The 11,060-nt window shown below is 62.0% G+C and carries 10 protein-coding genes; 3 read left to right on the top strand and 7 right to left on the bottom strand.

From position 1 onward, the window contains the following. Positions 1–428 (bottom strand): carboxyl transferase domain-containing protein (locus QZ498_RS09520; RefSeq protein ID WP_294621673.1); only part of this gene is annotated, 428 nt, incomplete at its 3' end. 192 nt (positions 429–620) lie between these two features. Between QZ498_RS09520 and QZ498_RS09515 the strand changes: the two genes are divergently transcribed. The 3 genes from QZ498_RS09515 (at position 621) to QZ498_RS09505 (ending at position 4,220) form a co-directional block, all read left to right on the top strand. Then, a complete protein-coding gene (locus QZ498_RS09515) occupies positions 621–1,838 on the top strand; it encodes a multidrug effflux MFS transporter (RefSeq protein ID WP_294621672.1) in 1,218 nt (405 codons plus the stop codon). Between the two features lie 177 nt (positions 1,839–2,015). Then, positions 2,016–3,416 carry a short-chain fatty acyl-CoA regulator family protein gene (locus QZ498_RS09510; RefSeq protein WP_294621671.1) on the top strand — a complete coding sequence of 467 codons (1,401 nt, stop codon included), beginning with the start codon at positions 2,016–2,018 and terminating at the stop codon, positions 3,414–3,416. 3 nt (positions 3,417–3,419) lie between these two features. Continuing rightward, positions 3,420–4,220 (top strand): alpha/beta hydrolase, encoded by an 801-nt coding sequence (locus QZ498_RS09505; RefSeq protein WP_294621670.1) that lies wholly within the window; start codon positions 3,420–3,422, stop codon positions 4,218–4,220. A 76-nt stretch (positions 4,221–4,296) separates the two neighbouring features. Here the strand turns inward: QZ498_RS09505 and QZ498_RS09500 are convergent, their stop codons facing one another. From QZ498_RS09500 to betI, 6 genes are all read right to left on the bottom strand, one after another. Continuing rightward, on the bottom strand, positions 4,297–4,533 hold the full coding sequence (locus tag QZ498_RS09500; protein ID WP_294621669.1) for a DUF465 domain-containing protein: 237 nt from the start codon (positions 4,531–4,533) through the stop codon (positions 4,297–4,299). 74 nt (positions 4,534–4,607) lie between these two features. After that, entirely contained in the window at positions 4,608–5,246 is a 639-nt protein-coding gene (locus tag QZ498_RS09495; RefSeq protein ID WP_294621668.1) for a thermonuclease family protein, read from the bottom strand. 381 nt (positions 5,247–5,627) lie between these two features. Then, positions 5,628–7,286 carry a choline dehydrogenase gene (betA, locus tag QZ498_RS09490; protein ID WP_294621667.1) on the bottom strand — a complete coding sequence of 553 codons (1,659 nt, stop codon included), beginning with the start codon at positions 7,284–7,286 and terminating at the stop codon, positions 5,628–5,630. Between the two features lie 26 nt (positions 7,287–7,312). Beyond that, positions 7,313–8,773, bottom strand: coding sequence for a betaine-aldehyde dehydrogenase (gene betB, locus QZ498_RS09485; RefSeq protein ID WP_294621666.1), 1,461 nt, complete (start codon positions 8,771–8,773; stop codon positions 7,313–7,315). Between the two features lie 39 nt (positions 8,774–8,812). Further along, positions 8,813–10,330 carry a choline-sulfatase gene (gene betC, locus QZ498_RS09480; RefSeq protein ID WP_294621665.1) on the bottom strand — a complete coding sequence of 506 codons (1,518 nt, stop codon included), beginning with the start codon at positions 10,328–10,330 and terminating at the stop codon, positions 8,813–8,815. Continuing rightward, positions 10,327–10,899: a transcriptional regulator BetI gene (gene betI / locus QZ498_RS09475; RefSeq protein ID WP_294621674.1), complete on the bottom strand. Its 573-nt coding sequence runs from the start codon at positions 10,897–10,899 to the stop codon at positions 10,327–10,329. The genes betC and betI overlap by 4 nt, the downstream gene beginning before the upstream one ends. Positions 10,900–11,060 lie beyond the last annotated feature (161 nt).

The raw sequence follows: 11,060 nt of genomic DNA, 5'->3' as shown, positions 1-11,060 counted from the left end.
TATCCGGCAAGGCTGTCCACGCCTTCCTGAATCCGGGCACCACCCGAATCGTTGATGCCGATCACCGGCGCGCCGTTTTGCATCGCCATGTCCATGATCTTGCAAATCTTCATCGCATGGGTGGCCGACACCGACCCGCCCAGAACCGTAAAGTCCTGACTGAAAACATAGACCTGACGACCATTGATCGTGCCCCAGCCGGTCACGACACCATCGCCATAGGGGCGGTTTTTCTCCATCCCGAAGTCGGTGCAACGATGCGCGACGAACATGTCGAACTCTTCAAAGCTGCCTTCATCCAACAACAGGTCTATGCGCTCACGCGCGGTCAGCTTGCCCTTGGAGTGCTGTGCATCAATACGCTTCTCGCCGCCGCCCAAACGGGCCTCGGTCCGGCGTCCTTCTAGTTCTTGAAGAATATCTTTCATGGCGGTCCCCTTGCGATTTTGCCCGGACCATAGGCAAAACATACCTTGACACAAAGAAGATTTCGGCAAATTTGCAAAGAAAAGCAAAGCCTTATCTGCAAAATTGAATAACTGCAAAATTGACTGCTCTGTGCAGCGCGTCACAGAATGCTGTGCATGGACAAAGCGAGTGGGTGGTCCTAACGCTGGATTATGAACGACCGTCCCACCATACGCCTGCTGGATCGTAGCACCCCGCCGCATATCCTGACGTTGATTCTGCTGGCCGGAATATCGGCCTTGGCGATGAACATCTTTTTGCCCTCGCTTCCGGGCATGACCGCCTATTTCGACACCGAATACCGGCTTATCCAACTCTCGGTTGCGCTTTACCTCGCGGTCAACGCAAGCCTGCAAATCATCATGGGGCCGATCTCGGACCGGCTGGGCCGCAGGCCGGTGATCCTCGGCGGTATGGGCATTTTCCTCCTCGCTACGCTTGGCTGCATCTTTGCCTCCAACATATTGATATTCCTGACATTTCGCATGATTCAGGCCACCGTCGTCGTGGCCATGGTTCTCAGCCGCGCGGTGGTGCGCGACATGGTTCCCGAACGCGAAGCCGCCAGCATGATCGGCTATGTCACCATGGGCATGGCCGTGGTGCCGATGATCGGCCCGGCCATCGGCGGCGTTTTGGACCAAGTCTTTGGTTGGAAAGCGAATTTCTGGGCGCTTTTCATCCTTGGCGTGGGCGTCTTCTGGCTCACATGGCGCGATTTGGGCGAAACCGCCCCGCTTTCAGGCCGCAGCCTGGCGCAGCAATTCCGCGAATACCCTGAGCTTCTGACCTCGCCGCGCTTCTGGGGCTACTCCATGGCCGCCGCGCTGGCCTCGGGGGCCTTTTTTGCCTATCTGGGCGGCGCGCCCTTCGTCGGCGACAGGGTCTTCGGCCTCGACCCGGCCACGCTGGGCCTTTATTTCGGAGCGCCCGCGATCGGGTATTTCCTCGGCAATTTCATCTCGGGCCGTTTCTCCGTCCGCGTCGGCGTGAACCGCATGGTGCTTTGGGGCACGCTGTTCAATGCAGGCGGTATCGGATTGAATTTATTGCTTTTTTACGCAGGGCTGGGCACGCCGCTGACCTTCTTTGGCCTGATGACCATGATGGGCTTGGGCAACGGCATGCTGATTCCCAACGCCACCGCAGGCGCGCTTTCGGTGCGCCCGCATCTGGCAGGCACGGCAAGCGGGTTGTCGGGTGCGATGATGATTGGCGGGGGCGCTGCGCTGTCGGCCCTCGCGGGTGCTTTGCTAGGCCCCGGGACCGGTGCATTCCCGCTTTTGTGGATCATGCTGTGCACCGCCATGGGCGCCATCGTAGCCATCGGGGTGGTCATTTGGCGCGAACGCAAGCTGACCATGGCATAACGTACGAGTCGTACGACCAACCCCCTATTTTCGTACGAAAATCGCCCCGATGCCGGAGCCCTTCGTACGAGTCGTACGAACCACCGGCAAAACCCCCTTTACGCGCCATCCGCAAATTTGCAAAAGATGATTGCAACACGGCAAATCTGCAAACCATGCCTGCGGGGGACAACCACCATGCCAACCCAGAAACTCTATGCCGGGGCCAAGCTGCGCGAAACCCGGCAACGCCTTGGCCTGACGCAAAAGGATTTCGCGGGCAAGCTGGGGGTCTCGCTGCCCTATCTCAACCAGATGGAAAACAACAACCGGCCGGTCAGCACCACGGTGGTTCTGGCCCTCGCGCAAGAGTTCGGCTTTGACGTCACCGAACTTTCCACCGGCGACGCCGAACGTATGGTCAGCGATATGCGCGAGGCGCTGGCCGACCCGGTTTTCGCCGACGATCCCCCGCCCCTGTCGGACCTGCGCCTGACAGCCTCCAACGCGCCTGCCTTGGCCCGCGCCTTTCTGGAACTGCACCGCAGCTACCGGCAAACACACGAACGCCTTGCCAGTCTGGACGAGGCGCTTGGCCGCGAGGATGCCCGCACCCAGCCCAGTCCATGGGACGAGGTGCGCGATTTCTTCCACTACTGCGACAACTACATCGACGCGGTCGACCACGCCGCCGAAGGCTTTGCCCAGCCCACCGGCGCACAACGCGGCGTGCGCGATATCGCCCATGATCGCCTGTCAGACATGGGCATCAGCGTCAGCCTTGCCGACACCGGCAAGCTGCGCCACTTCGACCGCGACAGCGGCACGCTTTACCTGTCGTCCCGGGCCGAGCCGGAAACCCGTACCTTCCAGATGCTTCTACAGGTCGCCCTGCTGACCCAAGACAAGCTGATCGAAGCCACGCTTGATCTGGCTCGCTTCCAATCCGACGCCGCCCGTGCCATCGCCAAGATGGGGCTGGCCAATTACTTCGCGGGCGCGGCTCTCATGCCCTATGGCATGTTCCTTGAGGCCGCCCAGGAAACTCGCCACGATCTGGAAATCCTCGCCAACCGCTTCGGGGCCTCCATCGAGCAGATCTGCCACCGCCTCAGCACCCTGCAACGCCCCGGAGCCAAGGGCGTGCCGTTTTTCTTCGTCCGCGTCGATCAGGCGGGCACCATCACCAAACGCCACAGCGCCACGCGCCTGCAATTCGCCCGCTTCGGCGGGGCCTGCCCGCTTTGGAACGTGCACCGCGCGTTCGAGACACCGGGCCGCTTCCTGCGCCAACTGGCCGAAACCCCCGATGGTGTGCGCTATATCAGCCTTGCCCGCGACGTCAGCAAACCGGGCGGCAGCTTCGGCGCGCCCGTGCGCCGCTTCGCCATCGCCCTGGGGTGCGAGGTGAAACACGCCGACGCGCTGGTCTATGCCGACGATCTGGACCTGACCAATTCCCATGGCTTTGAGCCTATCGGCATCTCTTGCCGTATCTGCGAGCGCACCAATTGCCACCAACGCTCGGTCCCGCCGCTGGAACGGCAATTGCAGGTCACGCCGGATGAACGCGACGTGCTGCCTTACCGCGTGGGTTAAGCCATGCTGTGGCGGCTGGCCTTGGTCTTTGGGCTGTTGACCGGTGGCGCTTGGTTTTCATTGCACGCGATCGAACGTGCAATTGTCTATCCTTTTGACGCCACGCGCATCGCCCCGGCCACTGCGGGTGTGCCGGAAATGCAGGAGGTGGAACGCGCCGGGCTGGTGGTTTGGGAGGCCACCGCGAAACCCGGTCAGCCCACGATCTTCTACCTGCACGGCAATGCCGGAAACCTGGCAAACCGCGCGGGCCGGTTTTCGCGCTTCATGGCGCGGGGCTATGGCGTGATTGCGCCCGCTTACCCCGGCTCTTCCGGCAGCGCCGGCACCCCCTCGCAAGAGGCGATCACCAAGGCCATCGCGGACATCTGGCGCGATTTGCCACAGGACGCGCGCGTGGTGATCTATGGCGAAAGCCTTGGGACGGGCGTGGCGGTACAGCTTTTGGGCTCGGTCGTGACGGATGCGGAAAATGGCCTGTCCCCCGCGGGCGTGATCCTTGAGGCGCCCTTTACCTCGGTCCACGACGTGGCCCGGCATCTTTACCCCGGCATTGATCCGCTACTGGCGCATCTGACGCAGGAGTGGGCCAGCATGTCGGGGGCCGCGCAACTGACCATGCCGCTTTTGGTGGTGCATGGGCAGAACGACCAGATGATCCCGCCGGAGCAGGGCCGTGCGCTTTTTGAGGCGGCGGCCAGCGACGACAAACGGTTTTTGGAAGTCCCCGGTGCGGGCCACACCGATCTTTGGCGCAGCGATACCGTGCCAGAGCTTTGGACCTTCATCAATCGCGTTAATTAAGAACCGTAGTGTTTTGATTATAAATGAATAAGGCGGCCACTTGGACCGCCCCATTTTGTATTATGTCTTGCCAATATCAGGCCTTGAGCATCTGGTACAGCTCATCCTTCAGCGCCGCGCGCTTCTTGCGCATGTCTTCCTCGGCGAACTGGCCAACGGGCTCCACGTTGGTTTCCGCCCGGTGCACGGCGCGGTTCACCTCGTGATATTCATCGGCCAGCTTGGCGAAATGCGCATCCGAGGATTTCATCTCGGTGATCTTGCCGGCCAGTTCGGGGAATTCCTCGTGCAGTTCGTGGGGGGTGTGAGACATGTCGCGCGACTCCTTGTTTGTCGTTGTTCCGGGACAGGCTAGTCATGGACAGGGCCTCTCGGCTTTGACCAAGATCAAATGAAGGGTGATTTCGACGCCCGCCAGCCGGCTTTTCGCGCCTCTGCCTCGGAACAGAACCACCGCTCCCCGCGGGAGGGCGAAATTCGCGTGCGGTCGTAGTGTTCCTGCCCGGGCCGATGGTAAATCCGCGCACCACTGCGGGAGATATTGCCCTTGATCCGGCAGGCCCCTTGCACGGCTCGCCGCTTGCCATGGCGAAACGCCTCGGGCGCGGTGTAGCGCCCCGCGTGCAGGCCGCGTCGCGCGGCCTTGGCCCGCGCCTCATGGGCGACATAGGCCCGCGAATACTGGCGATAGGCCACGGCCATGCCCGCCTCAACCATCCGCGCGCCGATGTCTGCGCCTCCGGCGCGGCAGGTCGCGACAAGGCGGCCAAAGCGGTCACGCTCACGCGGCTGGCAGGCCACCGGCGTGCCGCCGATGATCTGCCGCAACCTTGCCTTTGCCGCTTGCCCGCAGGGCCAGTCGCCACCGCGCGCGTCCTCGCACCGCTGATCATGCTCAGGCGCATCAATTCCGAAAAGCCGCACGGTCTCCCCCGCTACCATCAAGGTATCGCCATCCATGACCCGCACCTGCCCATCGGACACCTCGGGCACCTCGGAGCCGATACACCCCGCCAGAAAAAACACGAGGCCAAAAGATGAACAAATCCTTAACATCCCTCCCATATGGCCGGGTTGGCGGCACCGATCAAGCCAAGGCTCGCCAAAGGGTTAAAACGGATAGGCCAGCACAACCGCCAAGGCGTTTCGAAACGCCTTGGACAACGCAAATTCGAATTTGCGTCCAAAGCGCCTTCGAAGGCGCTTGGAGAAAGGCGTTTCGAAACGCCTTTCACGGCCGACCACGAAAACCGGACATCACGGGAGAGGCGTACAAAAGGCACCGACGTTTCGTAGGTTCTGCACCGCACGCCCTGCACAATACCGACGCGATACCGACGTTGTGCCGACGCAAAGCAGATGACCGTTTTTCTTGTTGACCAAGGGGTTAGCGACGGTTCTTGCCACTCACCGCTGCGCCGCCCGCCAATCAGGATGCACCCAGGGCTGGGCATTCTCGGGGGGCAAGGGCGCGCGGCCAAGGATATGGTCGCTGGCCTTTTCGCCCACCATGATCGACGGCGCATTGAGGTTGCCGTTGGTGATGCGCGGGAAGATCGAGCTATCGGCCAGACGCAGGCCCTCCACCCCGATCACCCGGGTTTCACTGTCGACCACCGCCATGCGATCATCTGCCCGGCCCATCTTGCAGGTGCCGCAGGGGTGATAGGCGCTTTCGGCGTGTTCGCGGATGAAGCCATCTATCTCATCATCGCTTTGAACCTCTGCACCGGGTTGGATTTCATGGCTGAGGTAGGGTTTGAAGGCCTCCTGCCCGATAATCTCGCGCGTGAGGCGGATACATTTGCGGAACTCTTGCCAGTCGCTTTCCTCGGACATGTAGTTGAACCGGATCACCGGGTCATCACCCGGGTCGGCACTGCGCAGGCTGATCGTGCCGCGCGACTTGCTGCGCATCGGGCCGACATGCGCCTGAAAGCCATGCCCCTCGGCGGCCACCTTTCCGTCATAGCGCACAGCAATAGGCAGGAAATGGAACTGGATATCGGGGTAATCGACCCCGGCCTCCGAGCGGATGAAGCCGCAGGATTCGAACTGGTTCGAGGCGCCCGGCCCCGTGCGGGTGAACAGCCACTGCGCCCCGACCCAGGCCTTGCCAAAGAGGTTCCAGTATTTGTAGAGGCTTACCGGCTGGCTGGCCGCCATCTGCACGTAAACCTCAAGGTGGTCTTGCAGGTTCGCGCCCACGCCGGGGCGGTCGGCTTTCACGTCAATGCCATGCTCGGCCAGATGCGCGGCGGGGCCGACACCCGAGAGCATCAGGAGCTTGGGGGAATTGATCGACGAGGCCGCAAGGACCACCTCGGCCCGTGCGCGGATCACCTGAATTCGGCCGTTCACCTGAGCCTCCACCCCCACCGCGCGGCCATCCTCGATCACCACGCGCTGCACGAAACACCGCAGCAGGTCGCAGTTCTCGCGCTTCAACGCAGGCTTGAGGTAGGCACTGGCGGCAGACCAGCGTTGCCCCTTGTGGACGGTCATATCGAAGGGGCCGAAGCCCTCTTGCTGTTCACCGTTATAGTCCTTGGTGATCGGATACCCAGCCTGCCCACCAGCCTCGACAAAGGCGCGTGTCAGCGGATTTTTCATCGCCCCGCGCGTGACATGCAACGGCCCGTCCGTGCCGCGCCACGATGGATCACCGCCATGACCACCGTCATGCCAGCATTCCTGCCGCTTGAAATAGGGCAGCACATCGGCATAGCCCCAGCCCTCGGCCCCGCTATCGCGCCAATGGTCAAAGTCATGCGCATGGCCGCGCACATAGGCCATGCCGTTGATCGAGCTTGAGCCACCAATCACCTTGCCACGCGGACAGGCCAAACGGCGGTTGCCCAAATGCGGCTCGGGCTCGCTTTGATAGCCCCAGTCATAGCGGCGCATATTCATCGGATAACTCAAGGCACCGGGCATCTGGATGAACGGCCCGGCATCACTGCCGCCATGTTCCAGCACCAGCACCCGATGCCCGGCCTCGGACAACCGGTAAGCCATGGCGCAGCCCGCGCTGCCTGCGCCCACGATGATGTAATCGGCTTCCATACCCGCGATCCCCCCGGGCTAAAATGTCAGAATGGTGCCTCTGTCTCGCCCATGCGGACGTAGACGGATTTGACCTGTGAATAATGCGCGATCGCCTCTTTCGAGTTCTCGCGCCCCACGCCCGAGGCCTTGACCCCGCCAAAGGGCACCTCGACCGGGGCGTCGTTGTAGGAGTTGATGAAGCAACTGCCCGCCTGAAGCTGTCCGATCACCCGGTGACCGCGCTGCAGATCGCAGGTATAGACCCCTGCCGACAGCCCATAAGGCGTGGCGTTGGCCCGGGCGATCACTTCATCCTCATCCTCGAAGTCCAAGACGCTCAGCACCGGGCCAAAAATCTCTTCGCGGGCGATGGTCATATCGTCCCTGACATCGGCAAAGACCGTCGGTTCGATCCAGCAACCCGGCTTGTCGATGCGGTTGCCGCCGGTGATCAAGCGCGCCCCCTCGGATTTGCCCTTCTCGATATAGCCCAGCACGATCTGCAATTGCGCTTCGCTGACCATGGGGCCAAAGCTGGTGGCTTCGTCCAGCGGGTCACCGATAACGGCATCTTTCAGGCGCTCGGCCATGCGGGCCAGAAACGCCTCCTTTATGGATTGATGCACGAAAACCCGCGTCCCGTTGGAACAGACCTGCCCCGTGGAATAGAAATTCCCAAGGATCGCGCCGGAAATCGCATCCTCAAGGCTGGCGTCGTCAAAGACCACCATGGGGGATTTGCCGCCCAACTCCATGGTGACATGCTTCATGCCCTCGGCCGCCGCCGCATAAACCTTGCGCCCCGTCGGCACCGACCCGGTGAGCGAGACCTTGGCGACGCGCGGATCGGTGACCAAGGGGGCCCCAACGCCACCCTTGCCTTGCACCACGTTAAAGAGGCCTGCCGGCGCGCCCGCCTCCATCAGGATTTCGGCCACTTTCAGCGCCGACAAGGGCGTGACCTCCGAGGGTTTGAACACCATGGCATTGCCGCAGGCCAAGGCCGGGGCGGCTTTCCAGCAGGCGATTTGCGTGGGGTAGTTCCACGCCCCGATCCCGGCGCAAACGCCCAAGGGCTCGCGAATGGTATAGGCCCAATCGCCGCCCGGCAGGGGGATATGTTCGCCCGTCAGGGAGGCGGCCAGCCCGCCGAAATACTCCAAAGCATCCGCGCCGCTGGTGGCATCGGCCACGCTGGTTTCCTGATAAGGCTTGCCGGTGTCCATGGTTTCCAGCACCGAGAGATCATGGTTGCGCTCGCGCATGATATCGGCGGCGCGACGCAGCACGCGGCCCCGCTCCATCCCCGAGAGCCTGGCCCAGTCCTTTTGGGCGGCCTCTGCGGCGCTAATCGCTGCGTCCAGAACCTCGGGCGTGGCCTCATGCAGCTGCGCGATCTCCTCGCCTGTGGCGGGGTAGATCACCGGCAGCGGCGTGCCGCTTTCGTCTTCCATGTACTGGCCATTCACGAAATGGCTGGCCTTGGGTTGGGTTGGATAGGTCATGTCGCCTCCGGCGGGAGTATTTGGGGAAAGATGAAGGGGTTATTCGCCACGTGGGAAGCGTTGGTTTTCTTCCACCTCGTTGAGGTCCATGTGGTTGCGCATGTAGCGTTCCGAGGCCTTTTGCAGCGGTTGGTAATCCCAAGGGTAATAGCCGCCCTGGCGCAGGGCCTCGTAAACCACCCAGCGGCGGGCTTGGCTTTCGCGGACCTGCGCGTCGAATTGATCCAAGCACCAGCGGTCATCGGCCATGTCGCTGAAATGCTTGAGGGTCTCAGTGTGGGCCGGGTCCTCGGCGAGGTTGGTCAGCTCATGCGGGTCGGCGTCGAGATCAAAGAGTTGATCGGGGTCGAGCGCGCAGCGGGTGTATTTCCAGCGGCTCTCCCGCAGGCTGACAAGCGGCGCGTAGGAGGCTTCGGCGGCGTATTCCATGGCCACCGGAGCGGCGCGCGTGGTGCCTTGGCCTTGGGGCACAAGGCTTTGGCCTTCGGTCCAGGGGGCGACCTCCTCCATCGACACGCCCGCCAGATCGCAAAGCGTCGGGCAGACGTCGATATTGCTGACCGGTTCGGTCACCAGCCCCGGCTCCATATTGGGCGAGGAGATCATCAGGGGGACGCGGGCGGAGCCTTCATAGAAGGACATCTTGAACCAAAGCCCCCGTTCGCCCAGCATATCGCCGTGATCCGAGACAAAGAGGATGATGGTGTCCTCCTCCTGACGCGTGCCGCGCAGGGCCTCCATCACCTCGCCGATCTTGTCATCAAGGTAGGAGATATTGGCGAAATAGGCGCGGCGGGAGCGGCGGATATCCTCTTGCGAGATGTTGAACGACCGCCAGTCGTTGGCATCGAAGATGCGCTTGGAATGGGGGTCGTGATCCTCATAGTTCATCGCCGGGATCTCGGGCAGAAGATGCTCGCACTCCTCGTACAAGTCCCAGTATTTGCGGCGCGCCACGTAAGGGTCATGCGGATGGGTGAAGCTGACGGTCAGGCACCAAGGCCGGTCGTCATGGCCGCGGCCCAAATCATAGACCTTGCGGGTGGCGTGATAGGCCACCTCGTCGTCATACTCCATCTGGTTGGATATTTCGGCCACGCCCGCGCCGGTCACCGATCCAAGGTTGTGATACCACCAATCAATCCGCTCACCCGGCTTGCGGTAATCGGGCGTCCAGCCGAAATCGGCGGGGTAGATATCGGTGGTCAGGCGTTCCTCGAACCCGTGCAACTGATCGGGGCCGACGAAATGCATCTTGCCCGAAAGGCAGGTTTGATAGCCCGCACGGCGCAGGTGGTGGGCATAGGTGGGAATATCAGCAGAGAATTCGGCGGCATTGTCATAGACACGCGACCGCGAGGGCAAAAGCCCCGACATGAAGCTCGCCCGCCCCGGCGCGCAGAGCGGCGAGGCGGTATAGGCATTGCGAAACCGCGTGGAGCGGTCGGCCAGCGCCTTGAGGTTGGGCGCATGCAGCCAGTCCGCCGGGCCGTCGGGAAACAAGGTGCCGTTGAGTTGATCCACCATGAAAATGAGGATGTTGGGCCGTTTGGTCATGCCGTGCTGTCCTGTGCCAATGAGGTGTCGAGATAATGCAGAAGAACGTCGACAGCGGCCTCGGGCGCAATGCCCCGCTCGCCCAGCGCCTGCCGGATATAAAGCCCGTCGATCATCGCAGCCGTACCGCGCGTGAGCGTCCGGGCGCGGTCAGGCGCGATCTGCCGGAAGGCATGGTGCAGATTCGAGCGCACCCGCCGCTGGTAGATATGCAGCAAGCGCCGCGCCTCGTCCGAACGTTGCGCCTGAACGTAGAAATTCAGCCAGGCCGAGACCATCTCGGGGCGGAACTGCGCGGGCGTGAAACTGGCCCGGATCACCGCCTCGATTCGCTCACGCGGCGATTTGGCCATGCTCAAAGCGCCGCGCACCTCGGCCCCGTAAAGGCTGAGGATATGGCGCATGGCGGCGGCGAAAATCTGTTCCTTGGAGCCGAAATAGTGATGCGCCAAAGCCGAGGACATGCCCGCCCGCTTGGCGATCTGGCTCACGGTCACATCCAGCGTGCCACGGGCCCCGATCTCGTGGATCGTGGCCTCCAAAAGCGCCGAACGGCGTATCGGTTCCATCCCCAGCTTTGGCAAAGCGCGTCCTTTCTTGCTTGCCAGACGTGGGTAAAACCGTTTAATTGACTCGTCAATCAATAAAAAACGGGACGGCAAATTCAGCATCGAAACAAACTGAACTATAACGTTGCACTTCATAAGCGCGTCATAATAACGTCGGAAAC

It is taken from the genome of uncultured Roseovarius sp. (genome assembly GCF_913057115.1).
Classification (GTDB): domain Bacteria; phylum Pseudomonadota; class Alphaproteobacteria; order Rhodobacterales; family Rhodobacteraceae; genus Roseovarius.
Note: the sequence above shows the minus strand (reverse complement) of the source record. Positions and strands in the feature narration are given on the sequence as shown.

What these genes read in the sequence shown, in the direction of transcription:
- QZ498_RS09515 (WP_294621672.1), top strand. Translation starts at nt 621, where the DNA reads ATGAACGACCGTCCCACCATACGCCTGCTGGATCGTAGCACCCCGCCG.
- QZ498_RS09510 (WP_294621671.1), top strand. Translation starts at nt 2,016, where the DNA reads ATGCCAACCCAGAAACTCTATGCCGGGGCCAAGCTGCGCGAAACCCGG.
- QZ498_RS09505 (WP_294621670.1), top strand. Translation starts at nt 3,420, where the DNA reads ATGCTGTGGCGGCTGGCCTTGGTCTTTGGGCTGTTGACCGGTGGCGCT.
- QZ498_RS09500 (WP_294621669.1), bottom strand. Translation starts at nt 4,533, where the DNA reads ATGTCTCACACCCCCCACGAACTGCACGAGGAATTCCCCGAACTGGCC.
- betA (WP_294621667.1), bottom strand. Translation starts at nt 7,286, where the DNA reads ATGGAAGCCGATTACATCATCGTGGGCGCAGGCAGCGCGGGCTGCGCC.
- betB (WP_294621666.1), bottom strand. Translation starts at nt 8,773, where the DNA reads ATGACCTATCCAACCCAACCCAAGGCCAGCCATTTCGTGAATGGCCAG.
- betC (WP_294621665.1), bottom strand. Translation starts at nt 10,330, where the DNA reads ATGACCAAACGGCCCAACATCCTCATTTTCATGGTGGATCAACTCAAC.
- betI (WP_294621674.1), bottom strand. Translation starts at nt 10,899, where the DNA reads ATGGAACCGATACGCCGTTCGGCGCTTTTGGAGGCCACGATCCACGAG.